The sequence below is a fragment of the Desulfobacula sp. genome (assembly GCF_030145145.1).
Lineage (GTDB): Bacteria > Desulfobacterota > Desulfobacteria > Desulfobacterales > Desulfobacteraceae > Desulfobacula.
On the sequence record NZ_JAQYWD010000016.1, the window covers coordinates 98,373 to 117,162 of the forward strand.

Here is an 18,790-nt window from a genome sequence, read left to right on the forward strand (position 1 = left end):
AAAAAATGGATTATCTTGAAATTGAACGTAAACTGGGAGCAAACAATTACAAACCGCTGGATGTGGTCTTAAACAGAGGCCAAGGGATATGGGTATGGGATGTGGATGGCAATCGCTACATGGATTGCCTGTCAGCGTATTCTGCCGTGAACCAGGGGCACTGCCATCCTGAAATCGTCAAGGCGTTGACCGAACAGGCGGGTAAACTGTCTTTGACATCCCGGGCGTTTAGAAATGATCAATTAAGTCAGTTTTACACGTCATTATGTGAATTGACCCATTCCCATAAAGTGCTCCCCATGAACAGTGGTGCCGAAGCCGTGGAAACCGCCATAAAAATCGTTCGAAAATGGGGATATCAAACCAAAGGCATTGGTGAAAATAAAGCCGAGATCATTGTCTGTGATAATAATTTTCACGGCAGGACCATCACCATTATCAGCTTTAGTTCAGACCCCGGTGCAAGGGAGGGCTTTGGGCCCTTTACACCGGGCTTTAAACGTATCCCGTTTGGTGATGCAGCAGCACTGAAAGCCGCCATAACCGAAAATACCATTGCCTTTATGGTTGAACCCATCCAGGGAGAAGCCGGTGTTATCATTCCGCCGGATACCTATTTAAAAGATGTCAGACAGATCTGTGATGATCATGATATCGTTTTGATTCTCGATGAAATCCAGACAGGACTGGGTCGCACAGGAAAGCTCCTGGCAGAAGAACATGCCGGCATTGAGGCCGACATGACCCTCATTGGCAAAGCCTTATCCGGCGGATTGTATCCAGTGTCTGCCGTATTGTCCAATACCGAAATCATGGATGTGCTTCATCCGGGGGAGCATGGCAGTACCTTTGGGGGGAATCCTTTGGCCTGTGCCGTGGCCCTGGCGGCCCTTGATGTGCTGATCAAGGAAAAAATGATTGAAAATTCTGCCGCCATGGGGGCGTATTTTTTAAGCGGCTTAAAAACATTGAAAAATCCTTTGATAAAAGAGGCTCGGGGCCGGGGACTGATGATCGGCCTGGAGTTTATGCCTGAAAAGATTAATGCACGGCAGTATTGTGAACAGTTAAAAGATAATGGTATTCTCTGCAAAGAGACGCATGAAAACATCATTCGGTTTGCGCCCCCCCTGGTGGTGACCAAAAAAGATATCGATTATGCACTTGATATTATTCATAAGGTGATTGGGTAGGGGTTGAAGAGAGTCGGAGAAAATATGGGGGGATTAAAAAAACTGGATGGACTGGACAAAAAACTGATCCGCCATCTGACCCGAGATGGCCGTATGCCCGTAAAAGAACTGGTCAACAAGCTGGAGATCACCAGTCCAACCCTGCAGGTTCGAATGAAAAATCTGCTGCAGTCCGGGGTTTTGAAAATCGCAGGGTTGGTGGATGTCTTTAAAATTGAAAAACTTTTTATGGCCCTTGTGGCGATCCGGGTAATTGATGATTTGAAAATAGATGACACGTTGAATGGTCTCTCCCGGATGCCGGAGGTGGACAGCGTGTATGCGGTAACCGGTCGATATGATATTTTTGCGGAAATTCTTTTTTCAAATGATATGGAAGCACTCTATAAGTTTATGTCATCCAAACTTCCCCAGCAGGGAAATATTGATTATAGCGAATCTTTTGTTGTGATGAAATCAAAGAAGAAGTGGACGATTCTTCCCCCGGGCATTGATTTGTAAAAGACGATGGAAAAAGGTATTCTTGGCAGGTTATTTTTTGCAGGGAGAGCACAAAATCAAAAAGTCCCCGGACAGTATCCTGTCCGGGGACTTTATTTTTCAAGTCACCAAAATGACTTTTTTAAAAGCAACTAAAATGGTTAACTATAATACGGTTACATTTGTTGCAGCAGGTCCTTTTTGTCCTTCTTCGACATCAAAGGAAACGCGGTCTCCTTCGTTCAGGGATTTAAAACCTGTTGAATTAATGCCGCTGTGATGTACGAATACATCTTTTCCATTTTCCTGTTCGATAAATCCAAAACCTTTTGAGTCGTTAAACCATTTTACTGTACCAGTAGCCATTTTGGCAATCTCCTGTAATAAAAATAAAAAATTCGAGTTTCTAACTTTGGGGGCAATGCCGTTTCTGTGATCGGGAATATACACCTTTCGGATGAAACCTTTACGCTTTCCATACAACAGCGCAAGTCCGATCTATATTATAGAAACAAAGATAAAAGTCAAGCACAAAATGATCTTTTTTTATTGTTATCTGTAATCCTTACCCCAGGGTGAGGGAGAAGCCATTCCCATGGTCCCGATAAGGGGGACAGATTTTGTCTCTTTTGTCTGCCGATGTGGGATGACCATGTCCCTTTTAATCGCCGCCCAGCAATGATCTGATCCAGGCCAGCAACCCCTTTTTCTTGTGGTCTGTCCGGGTGACCGGGAGAGGGTTTTTTGCAGGGCGCTCTTGTTTAAGGTCTGCCTGTTCAAGGGATTTGGTTTGGGATATCGCTGCCACCCCGGTAACGCTTTCGGATTTTTCTGATAAGGTGGCCAATATTTCCTGGACAAGCTTTTCCTGGATCTCTTTTCTGGAAATCAGTAAATTAGATTGCTGGCCCATGTAAGTGGAAGAAAGATCCATTAAAAGGCCATCTCCATTGATTCCGATTCCTGACAGGGTGGCAATGCAATGGGCAAATTGAGTCAGCCCTGCAATTTCTCTGTATTGAACCGGGGCAGATTCGGGCATTTGATAAAAAGCCACTCCGGCACAGATGTTGGCAGGAAGATGCCACACTTCCATAATTCTGGCGGCAACAAAGGCATCTGTGGTTCCAAACACCTCTTGTTCCATTTTGTACAGTGGTTGATTCAACTCCCTGGCCATGGACAAGCACTTGGAAAATTCATTGGGGGAATGCATGGCCATCAGCAGCTTTCCCATACCATGCAGCAGTCCGGCGAGATAAAGCTCTCCGGGCAAAACACCCATCCTTAGATTGGGGTGGCCAAGACGTCGATTCGCCGTTGCACAGGCCCAGGAAAAGGCCCAGTAATCCTTTGCAGAAAATCCTTCTAGGGCGGGAACCTTGGGTAATATTTTCTGGAAAAAGTGAAGGCAGACTGAATTGATGGCTTCCCTCAGGCCGATACGGGTAATGGCGGATCTCAGGCTGACAATTTCTTGTACCTCACTGTAATAAGGGGAGTTAGCGAGCTGCAGGACTCTGGCCAAAAGGCCGGGATCCACCTCCACAAGCTTGGCAAATGAAGAAATATCTATTTTATCTGTGGACTGCTGAACCATGTCCAGGAGTTTTGCACCATTGGTCGGGATGGGGGGGAGTGTGATACGCGATGTCAGAATTTCCAGTGAAATACTGTCAGCAATCGTCTTTTCCTTCAGCAGGGGGGTCTCCATTTTTTGATCGTTCCCAATTATTTTGAATGAAAATGTTTTGGTAAATGACGTGTTACAATTCAAAGTCATATATTTCTGTCGAACGGTTTATTCCGGCAACAGCATATTCTTCCCATCTAATATCTCACGGATCAAGGCAGATAGCTCCTGACCCGTCACCGGTTTTTGAACATATTTGCAAATCCTTAAATCCCGGGCCATGGCTTCGGTAAAATTTTCATTATATCCGGAACAAAGAATAATCGGCATATCTTTTTGTATGTTTAACACCTCGGTGGCAAGTTCGTTCCCTGTCATCCGGGGCATTGTCATATCGGTGATAATGAGGTCAAATTGGTCGGGATTTTTTGCAAAGGCCTGTAATGCGGATTTTCCGTCTCTAAACGGGGTTACTTTATATCCCTGCCTTTCCATGATTTGCTGTAATGAGTGGAGGATATCGGTTTCATCATCCACGAGCATAATCTGCTCGGTCCCTGTGAATAACTTTGTTTTCATTTTGTCGTGGAGAACAAGGGGTTCCACTTGTTCAATGATGGGCCAGAATACCTGAAATGTCGAACCACAACCGGTCTCGCTTGATAATTTGATAAAACCATTATGGTTTTTAACGATGCCGTTCACCACAGCCAGCCCCAAACCCGTCCCTTTTCCCACTTCTTTTGTTGTAAAATAGGGATCAAATATTTTGTCCTGAGTTTCCTTATCCATGCCATGCCCGGTATCCCTTACTTCAAGGATAAGGTATCTCCCCGGGAACCTGTTGAGATCAGGAATGCTTTCCTGCTCAGAAATTTTAACCTCATGCAGGCTCACCGTCAATACGCCGCCAGTATCACTCATGGCATGATAGGCATTGGTGCAAAGATTCATGATGACCTGATGAATCTGGGTTGGATCTGCCATAACGATTGCTTTGGAAATAAGATCCTCTCTGATCTCTATGGTTGAGGGAATTGAAGATCGGAGTAATTTAAGTGCTTCCTTTAGCAAGAAAAAAATGGTTACCGGTTGTTTGTTGTATTCAGATTGCCTGCTGAAGGTCAGTATTTGCTGAACCAGCGCGGATGCTCTTTGGGCACCTTTAAACACCTGACTCAAATATTCCGTTGCTTTTTCCGGGTCGTTAATATGTATTTCAGCTAATTGAGAATATCCGATAATGGCAGAAAGAATATTGTTAAAATCATGGGCGATACCGCCGGCAAGGGTGCCAATGGATTCGAGTTTTTGAGTCTGTTGAAGCTGCGTTTCGAGCTTTTTCTGCTCCGTGATATCCAGTAGAAACCCTCTGATATGCTTTAAATTACCAGCTTCATCAAAGACACCTGAGGCATTTTCAAACAGATGAATCGGGACTCCATGGACGGTCTTTAAATTCGGTTCATAGCCCTTTACACGCCTGTTTTTTTTAAGGAGATTTAAAAAGTGAACTCTCTCAGCAGGATTTTCTGAGAGATCACGGATAGGGGTGTCCAGGGCTTGTTGTGTGCTATCGAATCCGAAAATGCGCTTGTATTCTTGATTGCACGCAATCAGTCGTCCTTCAGGGGTTGATATATACGTCCCGGAAATAGTTTCTTCAAAATATTCCCGGTATCGTTCTTCGCTTTTTCGTAATTCCGCTTCTGTTTTTTTGAGTTCAACAATGCTGGTATTTGTTCGTATGAAAAGAAAGAAGGCAATGATGCCAAAAAACACACAGGATACCAGGACCCCTGCACCAATGTAATTGCGTAAAGGGGCGGTTATTTTTTTCATAATGTCATGCGTGTCATGCAGGGAAACCAACTGCCAGCCAGCGTAATTCGCCAATGCCTGTTGATGCACATGGTATGTATTGCCTGAATCGTCCACAGCAGTTTCTGCGTCTATTCGTTTCATGCCTGTCCAATTCCAGGGCCCTGTGCCGAATTGCCTGGTTCTGGTGATTTCTAAGGTTGTTTGTGAAGATGCCTTCCATAACAGATGGTACCGCCAGTCCGGGCGACTTGAAACGAACACCACGCCATGGGGATCAATCAGCAATATAATTCTGTTGTGAGATTCTATGAGATCTTTTTCAATTCGTTCAACAGATGCCTTAATAACAGCAATCCCGATAGGGGGGCCTTTTTTTTCGTTATAAACCGGATGGCTGTAATAGATTCCCCGGGTTTTCGATGTTATCCCCAGGGCCATATGAACCGATGGGATGCCGTTTATGGCCTGTGTAAAATACGGGCGGAATCCATAATTTTTTCCCACAAAGGTATCGGGATCATTTCGGTTGCTGGACGCTAGGGTGTTGCCGGAAGTGTCCATTAAATAACAGACATTGACCTGCAGAACATCGCGGAAATGGTCCAAAATCAAATTGGTTTCGGCAAGTGCAGGTCTATCCCCAATCAATAGAGAGCGTCTTAATTCCTTTAATCCAGCCAAAGATTTTACCGAAAGGAGGGACCATGTCAGGTAGGAATCAAGGTTGTTTCTCAATCGTTTTATGTGTTCTTCGGCTTCTTTATGGGTCTGCTTTTCTAAAGAGTCTCTCAGGGCTGAATAGTATAAGTAACCCCCAATAAAAGAGGACACCACTATCATCATGGACAGTATAATGAATACCGTTCGAAGTTTGATGTCATTCTTCTTCATAACAACGCCATAAGGAACCCCAGAACACTTTTAATCATCCCGTCTATTTGAATACCTCAACTTTCAGGGTGAACCATTTATACTTGGGGTCAGGTGTTCTTTATGGTTTTTTTACCCGTCTGATCATGAAATAGTGATAAAAAGCATGGCGCCTGATAAAAGATTCAGCCTCCAATAAAAAAAGCCTGACCCCCTAGGTTGAGTCAATAAGAATCAACTTACAATATATAGAGGGGCAAGGCAATTCAATTTTCAGGCAGCAGTTAATCTAATCCACAATGGATAATGCAGAATACCAGGGGAAACAAAAGAAAAAAATCACAAAAGACGACTACCGGTAATGCAAAAAAAACGCATCCCCCTGCATCAAAGAGCAGGGGATGCGTATCCTGAAAATTGAAATACGTCGGGTTTACATCTTGACATTTAACGCCTGAAGCGTTTCAAAGGTCAAGTATTTGGTTACGGCAAGTTTTTTAGCCGACTGAAATTTATTAACCGCCTTCATGGTTTCAGTTCCGATCACACCGTCGATGGGGCCGGGATCATAACCGGCTTTGACCAGGGCCCGCTGAATCTGGGTGACCTTGACCTGGGTCATATTGGTCTGGCACAGGATCTGGGTCCATTCCAGATGCCCGGGATTCGTCATTACCCGGCGTTGAACGGTTTCATAAACAGCCGGTTTGATGATTTTTTTAGATGTGGCCGGAGAGACCATGCGGGTAACCTTTACCTTGCCATATTCAGCCGGAATAACAATTTCCTTGGTCACGGGTGGTGAAACCATTATCCGTTTTTTGATGGTTTTGGTTACTGCCGGAATGATGACTTCCCGGGTGGTGGCAGGGGTTTTCAACATCTGTTTGCTGATGGTTTTATAAACAGCAGGTTCCGTAACCAGGCACATGATTTCACCTGTGGTTTCGTTGACCTTCTGGATCGGTCCGGTCCCCTTTTTCCATTCGGTATGGGCTGTTCGGACCAGGACTTTTTCCTTAATTGTTTCGTAAACCGCTGGTACCTGGACCAGTTCGGTTTTCGCAGGAGAAACCATCTTGGTCTCTTCGATCCATTTATACTGGGCTGGTTCCACGACCAGTCTAGTGCTGGCTTCCTTTACCAGGACTGTTTCTTCCACGATTTCGTAACGGGCTGGAATAATTTGAATTGTTTCTTTGGGGTCATGGACTAGAATTGTTTCGGTTTCGTAAGTGTATTTACTGGGGATGAAGATCCGCGCATAGCATTCCCCGGGTTTTGCGTTGGGTGGAAACAGGTCTGCAACGACCATCTCCTTTTCTTTTTCCCGGGCCATGGCCAGTTCCTGTTCCTTCTGGGTCAACATCTGTTCTTTTTGAAGAAGTTGCGTTTTCTGGGAACTGACGGTTGCGCTTTTTTGAGCCAACTGGCTTTTTTGGGCCTCCAGGGCTTCTTTTTGCTGGGCAAGTGCTTTCTCCTGAGTCTCAATAGCGGCCATTTTTTGTGCCATGGTCGTATCCTGTTTCGAAGTCGTAGCGCATGCCGATAATACCAATGTGCATATCACCATCAGCATGTAAGTTAAAAAAGATTTCGTCCTGATTTTCATTTTATCCTCCTTTTATGATATTAATATTTACCCTTGCATTGAAATGCTTACATTAAACCAACACTGAAATGGTTTGCTCTGATGTGTCGTTATGAACTTGGTTGGTTTTTAAAATGATATAATTTGATATCGATATAAGGATTATAACCCATTTTTTGACAAAATACAGTAAAAAAAAATTTAAACGATTTTTTTCAGGGATACACGATATTTTACCGGTTAAAGGGTCCATCATACACGTGTTGTGATGAAACTTTAAAGAAATAACATATTGCAATCTAACCCTTGTTGTGAAAAAATCTTCAGCAAGTACCGGTATAAGAACAGGGGGTATTTCCGTGTCCCTTAAGCGAATTAACCAGAATCTCTGCTGATGAATTACTTTAGGGCAGGACAGGAGAATGCCATGGCAGATAAAACCCGCGAGCAAGCGATCCATGATCACATTCAAAAAGATGCCTTTGCCAGGTATCTTGGGGCAACAGTGGAAATTATCGAACCCGGACACAGCCGGGTTTCCCTTACCATTACAGATGATATGACGAATTTTCACGGCACCACCCATGGCGGTATTATTTTTTCCATCAGTGACATGGCCTTTGCCGCTGCATGCAATTCCCACGGAAAAGTTGCCGTTGCGCTGAATGTGAGTATCTGTTTTCTAAAACCCAGTTATCCGGGAGACCATCTGGTGGCAGAGGCAAAAGAGGATTACAATGGCAGGAGAACGTCATTGTATCACATCAATATCTATAATCAAACGACCGGCGAGCTCATCGCAAAAAGCCAGGACCAGGCCTATCGAAAGGAGAAATGGTTTGTGCCAAGATAGTCCCGAGTTTTGTCTAACGTTCCCTTTCATGTTGCAGCTGGACCCGTAACTTATACCGCTGAATTTTACCGGTGGCTGTCCGGGGCAATTCATTGACAAAATAAATTTTTCGGGGGCACTTGTAGTGTGCGGTTTTGCTTCGGACAAAGTCTGATACTTCTTTTTCCATATTTTCAGTGGGGGTACAGCCCTCTTTGACCACCACAAACGCCACCGGTTTATCCAGGCCTGATTCATTGCCCTCGGCCACCACCGCCACTTCATCAACCAGGGAATGCGTCAGCAACACATCTTCTATTTCCATTGGGGACAACCATAGTCCACCGGGTTTGAGCATGTCATCGTCTCGACCGGCATACCAGTAATAGCCATCTTTGTCCTGGTAAAATTGATCACCGGTACAAAACCATTCACCGTGAATGGTTTGTTTTGTCTTATCATGCTTATTCCAATACCCTGCGGTTGTTCCGTCATTTTTTACCCACATCGTCCCGATATTACCCACGGCCACTTCGACTTTATTTTCATCCATCAGTTGGCCTTCGAAACCGGTTAGTAATTTACCACAACTGCCATGCCTTACTTTCCCCGGTCGATTTGACAAGTAGATCATGCCGACATCCGTGGAGCCGACGCCGTCTAAAATTTCAACATTAAACATCTCTCGCCATTTATCGTAAATCACCTTGGGCAGCGCTTCCCCGGCTGAAACGCACAAGCGAACAGAAGAAAGGTCCAGGCTGCGCCCGGTTTTTTCCATGAAATTCAGAAGGGCGGAATAGGAACTGGGCACACTGTAGAAAAGGGTAGGGCGGTATTTTTCAATGATATTTATCAGGGTTTCCGGATCCGGCTTATCCGGGTTGAGAACAACGGCAGAACCTTGAAAAGAGGGGGAATCCAATGAATTATTTCGACCATATGAAAAATAGAGTTTGGATATTGAAAAGGAGATATCGTCCGGTGTGATGGCCATCACCTCCGTGCAGTGCGGTGGCATGGAGTGCACAATATCATGGTGCAGATGCACAACCCCTTTGGGCGTTCCCGTGGTTCCCGAGCTGTATAACCAGAACGCCATATCGTCCTTGGAAGTGGCGACGGTGGTCAACTCTGGGGCAGCTTTGCTGACCATGGCATCAAAATCGATCTGTCCGGGTTGACTCTTTCCAAGTACCACAACGTGTTTTAAATATTTAAGGTCATTGGAAATTTTGCTGAAAGCCGGGGCCAGATCAGACGTCGTGATCAATACCTTTGCCCGGCTGTCATTCAAAAAGTAAAGATAATCCTTTGGTAACGCCATGGTGTTTACCGGAACTGCAACAGCACCTATCTTTATGATGCCATAATAGGCACTGATAAACTCCGGACAGTCGGGGAGACAAATCATCACCCTGTTTTCCTGTTCCACCCCCAGGTCAAGCAATGCATTTCCGACACGATTCGCCTGTTCCGCCACGCCTGACCATGTAATCACCTGGTCTTTATAATAGATAGCCGGACGGTTGCCCCGGCCTTCTTCTATATGACGGTCTAACATATAAGACGCAATGTTGAATTGATCCGGAATTTCAAGTGGTGTCATGTGACTATACCCTCCCTGGTTGTGTTTTTATTTGGTCCCTTATAACCGGTAAACGGGGTGCCCTTAAAAGAGGGGCACCCATTTTTTTGTCATGTTGTTATGCTGTTTTATGGATGTTGCAAAGCAGAGATTTCTGATCAGGATATCCCATGATGCATTCCCGGCATGTCACATCGGTCAGAAGATTGGCATTTGCTTCTTCCGGCCAGCCGTGGGGGACAAAGACCATGCCTTCTGAAATCCGTTCATCCACTTTGGCTTTCATTTTTACCTGTCCCGTGTTGGTCTTGATGATGATCCAGTCCCCGGTTTTTATGTCGTATTCTTTTGCTGTTGTGGGGCCGATTTCCGTCTCTGGTTCGGGGGACTCATTTCTAAGGGACGGGACATCTCGATGCTGACTATGGGTATAGTAATAGTTTCGATGGCCGGTACTCAGGATCAGCGGATATTCGGCTAAAAATTCTTTTTCCGCACTCTGTGGGCTTCTTGCCGGCTCCTGATACGTTGGCAGGGGATCAAATCCAACATGTTCCAAAGCCTCGCTGTAGAGTTCAATCTTATTGGACGGGGTTCGAAATAAATCACTATTCAGTTCGTATGTCTTTTCCTGATAAAACGCTCCCTCAGGTTTTTCGTTTAACAGATAGTCAAAAGACAATTTGCCGGGGGCCAGTTCAAAACGCACCAATTCTTCCTCTGACTTCCAGGGAAACAATGCTTCCAGTCCCAACCGCTTGGCCAATTCCGTATATACCCACCATTCGGATCGACTTTCATATAATGGCTCAATGCATTTTTTCCGAAGCATCAGAAAGGGGAGGCAATGGCAGACATTGTAGGTATAGGCAACCCCCCATTTTTCAAGATGCGAGCAGGCCGGCAGCACATAATGGGCTTCCCGGGCGGTTTCGGTCATGTGCATGTCATGAACAACCAAAAGATCCAGTTTTTTAAACGCTTCCCGGAACGCATTGGTGTCGGGCATGGACATCAGGGGGTTGCCCCCCACCACATAAAAGGCCTTTAATTTGTCCGGGATACTCTCCGGTACTACGGTGACAACCCCATAGGGGCTTTTCCGGCCCCAGACCTTGAAGAACAAGGGGAATTGGTCTGCGCCAAGGGGCTCTCCTTCGACCTTTAATCCCACATTCCCAAAGGCCAAACGCGGACTGATGACCCATCCGCCAGGGACATTTATATTTCCCGTAATGACCTGTAAAACGGAAAAGGCCCGGCTGCTCTGGGTACCGTTGGCCGTCTGGTCCTGGGTGCAGGTCCCCTGATAAATGGCTGCCCCTTTTGTCTTGGCAAACAGGCGGGCTAATTTACGAATTTCCTCGGCAGGAACCCCGGTAATCTCCTGGGCCCACTCGGGGGTATATTTTTGAATATGATCCACTAATTTATCGAACCCGATAGTGTAGTCGTCAATTAATTTTTTGTGCGGGCTATACAGATTTTCATTGATGATAACATGAATCATGGCCAGGGCCATGGCACCGTCGGTTCCCGGCCTTATGCTGAGGTAGGTCTCTGCCTTGTCCGCCATGGGAATGCGCCGGGGATCAATGACCACCAGTCTTGATCCCTGGGCCAAATTTCTGTCGATGGCCAGTTTCAAGGGAAAATCAGAGGCGTCCGGGTTATGGCCCCAGAGGATGTAAAGTTTTGAATCCAACTCTTCAGTGGGGTATTTCCCAAAGGTGATTTGCCGGGTACGAATGCGCATTCTGTAACACACACTTTCCACTGAGAAAAAATTGGGAGATCCGAATGCCGCTTTGAATCGCTGAGTCAATCCCGCCATTTCCAGATTTTCTACCCCGATAGAGCCACTGAAAACCCCCAGCACCTGGGGGCCGAATTCTGTTTTTAATTGGGTTAATTTATCTGCTATTTCGTCCAGGGCTTGATCCCAGCTAATGGGTTCAAATTTGCCGTTGACCCGTTTCATGGGGTGTTCTATTCGATCGGGACCATAAATATGCTCCAGCATGGCCTCTCCCTTGGGGCAGAGTTCTCCATTGTTTATGGGATGAGACTTGAGGCCTTCCACTTTTACAGCTCTGCCATCCTTGACCGTGACTTTGGTCCCGCAGCTATGATAGCACAGAGTGCAATCCGTTAATATTTCTTTTGTTTTATCCATGTTGTTGACCCTCTTAATGTGAGTATTGACATTCATACCTTAGCCTTGGCAAGCGATTACAAAGTTTACTTATTATTGGATAATATGTTACGCTTTAATCTCTGTCAAGAGTTTTTTAAGGGGCATAAATTTTATTTGAAAATTTTACGGATACCCTATATGAACCTGTGTTTATCATAATACATTGTATAGATATTCAATGCGTTGACTGAATAATGATGTAACCCATCATCCCTGTTAAACCCCTTTTAATGAGGATCTTAGGGGGGTGACCCGGCAGGAAAAGCAATGGCAGGAATGCTTTGTTTGTTTTGTGTTAAATAAAGGATTTAATTATTTTTGGGCACCTTAAGTCAGCCTTTCATAGTCCTTTTGTTTTTTTAAAGGCAACAAATTGTATAATATATTTTTATATAACTTGTTACCTTTAAAGGGCGGAAGTGCACAGCGCCAGTGGGGGCTAAAACGGTTGAGCACCCGGTGCCTCTTTATTCTTATAGTTTTCGGTCAATGGAAAACCGCCAGGCACAATACCATTCTTCCGGATGCTCGTCCGGAGGGCAACCAATACATTCGGTTGTTATCCTGGAATCAATGGCCCGGGCAAAATAGGTGTATTCCACCACGCCGCCGGATTTACACGGATAATCCATGAGGTTCTTTCTTTTCCGTGCACTCTGAACCCGGCAGTCGTTCATCTGGAAAACAAAGCTGTCAGGTCCTTCATCAATTACTGATTGCTGGTTGATCATTGCATACATTCTGAAGTTCAAGGCCTGTTTCAATCCTTCAAGCCCTGGTGTTTCGGAAAGGTTTAGAAAATTTTTAATGGCCCGGGCCTCGTAAGGGGAAAATTGCGCCCAACAGGAATCATTGCACCGCTTTGCATCAATCATACCCCTGTCAAATTCAACGGCCTGGAACCACACGCCATCGTTGACCAGCCAGTTTTTTGCCACCGCACCCATCAATGCGGATTGCGTTTCTTCATCCATATCCACAAAGGAAGCCGGTAATCCATCCTTCAACTCAAAATCAAGTACCTGGGACAAGCGTTTCATCTGAATGGAAAGACTTTTTCCCGTTGCCGTCTCCAGCGCCTGAAGCGCTTTTTCCATACCCATCTGGTGTTTCACCTCCGTGAACCAGAGGGCATAGTGAACGATGATTCTATTGAACATGTCCACGATAAAACGCGACTTATCTTTCTGTCCCAGGTCAAAAACATTTTTTTCATTGTTTACCACAGTCCTTCTCCTTTCTGCTATTCTTCAGGGCCTATTTCCAGGGAACTACTGGGGGAAAACCCTAAAGAAAAACCCGGGGAATGTCAAGTTCCAGACCAAAAGGAGCGGTGAATTAAGACCGTGAAAATCTTAAAATTCAAATCCGTCCGACAGGATATCCTCCTTTACGGATGAAATATTTGTTTGTTCCGACATGGCTTTGACAATCCGGTTAAATCCGGATGTATCGCCCAGCATGATGCACCCGGCAATTTTATTGCCGTTGAAAATAATTTTTTTGTACACGTCTTTTTCAATACGGGTTTTGTTTTCCATCTGGTCTTCTGCATCGATATTGCCTGCGGAAGCCAGGTCAATGCCGATCACTTTTAATTTGTTGGACATGGTGGTTCCCTTGTAAACCGCGGCAGTTCCGGCCATATTGGACCCGGCGATTTCCCCCTGTTCCGTTGCCGCCGGCCATATCCCATAGGGCGGCAGATCATTAAACTGGGCCACATCACCGGCGGCATAAACATCGGGAGCGCTGGTTTTCATCTGGTCATCAACCTTGATGCCTTTGTCCGCATCCAGATCCATGAGCTGGGCCAGTTCCATATTGGGCCGAACACCGGCGGAAACAATCACCATGCCACAGGGCAGCAATTCGCCATCTTCGAGCAAGACGCCATCAACCGCGTCCGTGCCGGTGAATTCACTGGTTTTGGCATCAAGCCGGAAAGAAAACCCCATGTCTTCCATCTGTGCCTGGAGCATTTCAGCGCCCGGCACATCCAGTTGACGCGGCAGCAGCCTGGGAAAAAATTCCACTATGGTCACTTTTTTTCCCATCTTTCTCAAGGCATTTCCCGATTCAAGACCCAGAAGCCCACCGCCAATGAGGACGACGTCATTGATGGTTTCTGCATGGGCCTTTATTTGGCGGGCATCGCTGATATTCCTCAGGGAGAACACCCCGTTTTTTTTAACGCCCTGGATTGGCGGCAAAAAAGAATGACTTCCCGTTGCAACGAGCAACGTGTCATAGGGAAATTGACGATTATTCCCGGCCATTAAAACCTTTGCCTTTTTATCGGCCGCTACCATTCGGGTGTCGAGAACCAGATCAATGGACAAGTCCCGGTACCATGAGTCCTTCTTGATGATGAGCTGTTTTTCATCAATTTCTCCTGCCATGAATTCCGGCAATCGGATCCTGGAATAATAGGGCAGGCTTTCCTCGGTCACCATTACAATTTTACCGGTTTTATCCTGGTTTCGAATTTTTTCAACCGCTGTTGTTCCGGCGGCACCGTTTCCAACAATAAGATAATTTGTCATGATAAGGTTCCCTCTTTTATGGGTTCAATGAGTTTGTATATGGGTTTTTCCGTACATCACCCGTGCTGCAGATGTTGTTACCACTGAATATAAGTACATCCTTGAAAAAAGTACAGGCAAATTTGTCAGGATCCGGATAGAAAAGGGTCTTGAATGCTGTTTTGCAGGTTGCGATATCGGGTCATGGCAACGATGGAAACGGGTAGGAGATATATAAAATATTATTATATAATTAGTTATTTGTATGGATTAATTCCAATAAAATAGTCTTATATTCCAATTATTTGATGATGAATTCATTGGATTTAAAGGAATTATTCGATCCTGGGAAAGGAAAAGACAGATAGGGTAATGTTATTGGGCATTATTGTTATTTTTAGTTATTTTTAGTTATTTAAATTTTAAATAATTTATTTATTGACATAATTTTTGCTAAAAAGTATAAAAAATGATTATTAATAACATTTTATTGACGGGAAAGAGAAATGAATATCGGATGGGGGTTAATGCAAGTTTTTTTATATAATATATTATTATGTAATTGATTAAATACAAATAAAACCTTGTCAAATGATAGCGGTTTGAAATGGAGATTTTTTAAAATGTTCCCTAAAACAAAACAAGTATTTACCGGATGTGCGCTTTGTTATCATAGCTGTGGAGAAGAGGTGACCGTCCATGACGGCAAATTGGTGGATGTAAAGGGCCAGGAATCCCACCCATTGAACAAAGGGTTCTTATGTCCCAAAGGACGCGCCACCATCGAACATATCTACCATCCGGATCGGTTGCGCCATCCTTTAAAAAGAGAGGGTGACGGATTTAAACAGATCTCCTGGGATCAGGCCTTGGATGAAATCGCTGCCAAGTTGCAGTCGCTCAAGGATCAATATGGGCCTTCGGTGCTGGGATTTTTCTGTGGTTCCGTAGGGGTGGAAAATTTTGAAATGGTTGCCTTGACCCAGCGGTTTAAGTCCGCCATGGGGTCAGCCAATTATTTTTCAGTGGAAAGTATTTGTTATCGCATGCGTATCCGATGTCGACAAATCACTTTTGGCAGTTATCCCGTTGAAGAATTGAATTCCAACCTTTATATTCTATGGGGTCATAATCCCCTGGCATCAGATTTTCCTTTGGCAATGGCCATCAAAGAAAATCGACTGAAAGGGGCAAAGGTTATTGTGATTGATCCTAAACGCATCACCCTTGCCGATCAATCCGAGATGTATTTAAAAATTCGGCCCGGTACTGACGGTGCTCTGGCAATGGCATTGATGCATGTGATCATCACTGAAAAACTGTATGACGCCGACTTTATCGAAAAATGGACCCTTGGTTTTGATGAATTAGTGCCGCATGTACAACCTTATACGCCTGAATGGGCCGAAAAAATTACCTGGATTCCGGCGAATGATATTCGCAAACTAGCCCGTATTTTTGCCACAACAAAAGGAGCAGCCATTTATCAAGGGACCTGTACCCAGGATCAACAAGCCAATGGTACCCAGACCAATCGCGCCATCGCCATTTTACAGACCATCGTTGGCGGCATCAATGTGCCGGGCGGATGGGTTTTAAGTCCCCGCCTAAAGATGAAAAATATCAGTTTGCCGGTTGAGGGCCGGCCCCTGGGAACAGACAAATATCCGTTATTCTACGAACTCTGGGGTCGGACCAGTCCTTATGGTATCGTGTCGATGGTTCCCGAAAATATTCCGGACAAGCTGAAAGCCTTTATGGTGTTAGGGGGTAACCCCATTGTGACCATGCCGGATTCCAACGCATTTCGAGAAGCGTTTAAGCGTCTGGATTTATTAGTCGTTTACGAACAGTTTCAGACAGACACCACCCGGCTTGCCGATTATGTGCTTCCGGCAACGAGCCATCTTGAAGGCTGGAGCCTGGCCTATAATTACAATGTGTGTCATTGTCTGCCGTACATACAGGTCCGTTCCAAAGCCATCGAACCTGTGGGGGAATGCCGAAGTGTTCTGGATGTTTACAAAGGCCTGGCCCAACGTCTGGGCCTGGAAGACATCTTTCCCTGGGAAGATGAGCAGGACCTGGTAAAAGATATTTTACAACCGTGTGAGCTGAATTTTGAATATTTGACTGAGACAAAACCAGAAGGGGATTTTTATCAGGAGAAAACCTATGACACCCAGCCGGGGGCATTTAGAACTCCCTCGGGGAAAATCGAAATTTTCAGCCAGGCCATTGCCGATGTGGGGTTTGATCCTTTACCCACCTATCTTGAGCCGGATAAAAGCCCCCAGGGCAGCATGTGGGCAGAATTGGGGGAAACGTATCCTTTAATCCTATCCACTGGTCAACGATGGATCAACAACACCGCCAGCCAGATGCATCATATTGAGTGGTTGAAAAACAATGAACATTTCCCAAAAGCCGAGCTTGGGCCTGAAACCGCCAAACAATACAACATTATTCATGACCAGCCCGTATGGGTTGAGACCGACCGTGGCCGGTCCAGGATGTGGGCATCCGTGGATGATCGTGTTGCAGAGGGGGTGCTGCTGGTCCCCCATGGCGGTTCCGGAGAAGAAAATTGCAACTTGCTAACCGACTGCCAAAACCGTGAGCCGATCATGGGGTATCCAACCTGGAAATCGGCATTGTGTAATATCCGTCCCGCCTGAACACGAACTTCTGGTATCACCTGGTCAAGGCACAGGGCCATTTATACTCCGGACAAGGGGGGGTATAGATGGCCATGTTAAAATGCGGTGGTTAACAATTTTTTAAAAAAAGGTGGTTTGGGCTAGATTTGAAACCCCTTATCTATTCTGTTGTGCCCACCCCCAATAGGTCAGCCGCATTTTTTCCGGCAATTTTTTCCTTTTCATTCTGGGTCAGAAAGGGAAGGTTCCACAAATAGGTCAGATCGGCGGACTGATCGGAAAAAGGGCTGTCACTGCCAAACAGAAACCGGTCAATGGGATGCTTCCGGAAAAAGTGATGAAGGGTGTGTTTATCCATCATTCTTAATACAAAGGCTGTATCCAGGTAAATAGGGGTTCCCAAAAGATATTCTTCGGTCTCATCATAATTGTCTTCCCCCCCCATATGGGCGGCGATCATGATCAGGTGGGGAAATTCTCGATGAACCCTGAGCAGTCGACTGGGCATTGCCCGAAAAGGGGGTGACAATCCGCGATCAAGGCCGGCATGAAACAGTATCGGCATTTGCAAAGACTGTAATACCTCATAAAAAGGAAACATTCGTCGGTCATCGGCATTGAATCCTTGATAATCCGGATGAACTTTAATTCCTTTAAATCCAGTGTCCCTTAATTGCTGAATATAGTCTTCTCCGCCCTGCTGGTCCGGGTGAAGGGTGGCCAGGGGCAGAATGTTTTCCCGCTTTCGATCATGAAGCCATTGATTGACGGATACCACTTGTTCCGGCCGGGTGGTAATCCTGCTGATACAAGACAAATGGATTCCGGCGGTTTCCATGGACGACAACAGGCCATGGAGGGTGCCGTCAGTAAAATGCGGTATATCCGCCCGGCCCGATAATTCAGACAAGATGATCGACGCTTTCTGTCGAGGAAAAATGTGGGTATGAAAATCAATGATCATGCTGCACATTTTTCCCCATACCCCTACTAATATGTAATAAAACTCGGTAAAAACGTGACGATCTGCGGAAATAAAGTCACCAGAACCGTCAGGAGAATCAAGGCACCCAGAAACGGGAAAATGCCCCGGAAAATCTTGTCCAGGGGAACATCCGGTGCAATGCCCTTGATCACAAAGACGTTGACGCCCACCGGGGGTGTGATAACGCCCATTTCACCCACCAGCACAATGATAACCCCAAACCAGATGGGGTCAAAGCCCAGCCGCAACACCACCGGGAAAAAAATGGGGATCGTGACAACGATTAGGGCCATGGAATCCATAAAGAACCCCCCCAGAAAATAAATGCAGATCATGACCCCCATGACGGCCATGGGCGGGATGGGGAGATTGCCCACCCATTCTGCCAGGGCATAGGGGATGTTGGAGATGG

14 protein-coding genes are annotated in these 18,790 nt (G+C 45.6%); 4 read left to right on the forward strand and 10 right to left on the reverse strand.

Features of this window, described 5'->3' with window-relative positions; translation table 11 throughout:
* Nucleotides 1-5 precede the first annotated feature (5 nt).
* Nucleotides 6-1,193 carry an ornithine--oxo-acid transaminase gene (rocD, locus tag Q1Q15_RS11005; RefSeq protein WP_300459588.1) on the forward strand — a complete coding sequence of 396 codons (1,188 nt, stop codon included), beginning with the start codon at nucleotides 6-8 and terminating at the stop codon, nucleotides 1,191-1,193.
* A 24-nt stretch (nucleotides 1,194-1,217) separates the two neighbouring features.
* A complete protein-coding gene (locus Q1Q15_RS11010; protein ID WP_300459590.1) occupies nucleotides 1,218-1,694 on the forward strand; it encodes an Lrp/AsnC family transcriptional regulator in 477 nt (158 codons plus the stop codon).
* Between the two features lie 144 nt (nucleotides 1,695-1,838).
* Here Q1Q15_RS11010 and Q1Q15_RS11015 read toward each other — a convergent pair whose 3' ends face one another.
* The 4 genes from Q1Q15_RS11015 to Q1Q15_RS11030 all read right to left on the reverse strand — a co-directional run bounded on the left by Q1Q15_RS11015 (nucleotide 1,839) and on the right by Q1Q15_RS11030 (nucleotide 7,612).
* Nucleotides 1,839-2,039, reverse strand: a complete 201-nt coding sequence (locus tag Q1Q15_RS11015) for a cold-shock protein (RefSeq protein ID WP_300459592.1) — start codon at nucleotides 2,037-2,039, stop codon at nucleotides 1,839-1,841.
* A 295-nt stretch (nucleotides 2,040-2,334) separates the two neighbouring features.
* Nucleotides 2,335-3,387, reverse strand: a complete 1,053-nt coding sequence (locus Q1Q15_RS11020; protein WP_300459593.1) for an HDOD domain-containing protein — start codon at nucleotides 3,385-3,387, stop codon at nucleotides 2,335-2,337.
* Nucleotides 3,388-3,474: 87 nt separating this feature from the next.
* Nucleotides 3,475-6,021 (reverse strand): response regulator, encoded by a 2,547-nt coding sequence (locus tag Q1Q15_RS11025; RefSeq protein WP_300459596.1) that lies wholly within the window; start codon nucleotides 6,019-6,021, stop codon nucleotides 3,475-3,477.
* Between the two features lie 412 nt (nucleotides 6,022-6,433).
* A complete protein-coding gene (locus Q1Q15_RS11030) occupies nucleotides 6,434-7,612 on the reverse strand; it encodes a peptidoglycan-binding protein (RefSeq protein WP_300459598.1) in 1,179 nt (392 codons plus the stop codon).
* Between the two features lie 406 nt (nucleotides 7,613-8,018).
* On the opposite strand from Q1Q15_RS11030, the gene Q1Q15_RS11035 reads away from it, so the two are divergent.
* The gene (locus Q1Q15_RS11035) at nucleotides 8,019-8,444 is read left to right on the forward strand and encodes a hotdog fold thioesterase (protein ID WP_300459601.1); all 426 of its coding nucleotides are present in this window, start codon (nucleotides 8,019-8,021) and stop codon (nucleotides 8,442-8,444) included.
* Between the two features lie 13 nt (nucleotides 8,445-8,457).
* On the opposite strand, the gene Q1Q15_RS11040 is transcribed toward Q1Q15_RS11035, so the two are convergent.
* The 4 genes from Q1Q15_RS11040 to Q1Q15_RS11055 form a co-directional block, all read right to left on the reverse strand.
* A complete protein-coding gene (locus tag Q1Q15_RS11040) occupies nucleotides 8,458-10,032 on the reverse strand; it encodes a benzoate-CoA ligase family protein (RefSeq protein ID WP_300459604.1) in 1,575 nt (524 codons plus the stop codon).
* 97 nt (nucleotides 10,033-10,129) lie between these two features.
* Nucleotides 10,130-12,187 (reverse strand): molybdopterin-dependent oxidoreductase, encoded by a 2,058-nt coding sequence (locus tag Q1Q15_RS11045; RefSeq protein WP_300459606.1) that lies wholly within the window; start codon nucleotides 12,185-12,187, stop codon nucleotides 10,130-10,132.
* 494 nt (nucleotides 12,188-12,681) lie between these two features.
* A complete protein-coding gene (locus tag Q1Q15_RS11050; protein WP_300459608.1) occupies nucleotides 12,682-13,434 on the reverse strand; it encodes a DUF6125 family protein in 753 nt (250 codons plus the stop codon).
* A 129-nt stretch (nucleotides 13,435-13,563) separates the two neighbouring features.
* The gene (locus Q1Q15_RS11055) at nucleotides 13,564-14,754 is read right to left on the reverse strand and encodes an FAD-dependent oxidoreductase (RefSeq protein ID WP_300459610.1); all 1,191 of its coding nucleotides are present in this window, start codon (nucleotides 14,752-14,754) and stop codon (nucleotides 13,564-13,566) included.
* A 602-nt stretch (nucleotides 14,755-15,356) separates the two neighbouring features.
* On the opposite strand from Q1Q15_RS11055, the gene Q1Q15_RS11060 reads away from it, so the two are divergent.
* Entirely contained in the window at nucleotides 15,357-17,411 is a 2,055-nt protein-coding gene (locus tag Q1Q15_RS11060) for a molybdopterin-dependent oxidoreductase (RefSeq protein ID WP_300459612.1), read from the forward strand.
* 142 nt (nucleotides 17,412-17,553) lie between these two features.
* Here Q1Q15_RS11060 and Q1Q15_RS11065 read toward each other — a convergent pair whose 3' ends face one another.
* Together Q1Q15_RS11065 and Q1Q15_RS11070 are read right to left on the reverse strand one after the other, a co-directional pair.
* A complete protein-coding gene (locus Q1Q15_RS11065) occupies nucleotides 17,554-18,357 on the reverse strand; it encodes an amidohydrolase family protein (RefSeq protein ID WP_300459615.1) in 804 nt (267 codons plus the stop codon).
* 26 nt (nucleotides 18,358-18,383) lie between these two features.
* Nucleotides 18,384-18,790, reverse strand: a 407-nt coding sequence (locus Q1Q15_RS11070) for a TRAP transporter large permease subunit (RefSeq protein ID WP_300459617.1), incomplete at its 5' end; no start/stop codon positions are given.

Excerpts from the sequence above, each read along its gene's own strand:
- rocD (WP_300459588.1), top strand. The coding sequence starts at position 6 with ATGGATTATCTTGAAATTGAACGTAAACTGGGAGCAAACAATTACAAA.
- Q1Q15_RS11010 (WP_300459590.1), top strand. The coding sequence starts at position 1,218 with ATGGGGGGATTAAAAAAACTGGATGGACTGGACAAAAAACTGATCCGC.
- Q1Q15_RS11015 (WP_300459592.1), bottom strand. The coding sequence starts at position 2,039 with ATGGCTACTGGTACAGTAAAATGGTTTAACGACTCAAAAGGTTTTGGA.
- Q1Q15_RS11020 (WP_300459593.1), bottom strand. The coding sequence starts at position 3,387 with ATGGAGACCCCCCTGCTGAAGGAAAAGACGATTGCTGACAGTATTTCA.
- Q1Q15_RS11025 (WP_300459596.1), bottom strand. The coding sequence starts at position 6,021 with ATGAAGAAGAATGACATCAAACTTCGAACGGTATTCATTATACTGTCC.
- Q1Q15_RS11030 (WP_300459598.1), bottom strand. The coding sequence starts at position 7,612 with ATGAAAATCAGGACGAAATCTTTTTTAACTTACATGCTGATGGTGATA.
- Q1Q15_RS11035 (WP_300459601.1), top strand. The coding sequence starts at position 8,019 with ATGGCAGATAAAACCCGCGAGCAAGCGATCCATGATCACATTCAAAAA.
- Q1Q15_RS11040 (WP_300459604.1), bottom strand. The coding sequence starts at position 10,032 with ATGACACCACTTGAAATTCCGGATCAATTCAACATTGCGTCTTATATG.
- Q1Q15_RS11045 (WP_300459606.1), bottom strand. The coding sequence starts at position 12,187 with ATGGATAAAACAAAAGAAATATTAACGGATTGCACTCTGTGCTATCAT.
- Q1Q15_RS11055 (WP_300459610.1), bottom strand. The coding sequence starts at position 14,754 with ATGACAAATTATCTTATTGTTGGAAACGGTGCCGCCGGAACAACAGCG.
- Q1Q15_RS11060 (WP_300459612.1), top strand. The coding sequence starts at position 15,357 with ATGTTCCCTAAAACAAAACAAGTATTTACCGGATGTGCGCTTTGTTAT.
- Q1Q15_RS11065 (WP_300459615.1), bottom strand. The coding sequence starts at position 18,357 with ATGATCATTGATTTTCATACCCACATTTTTCCTCGACAGAAAGCGTCG.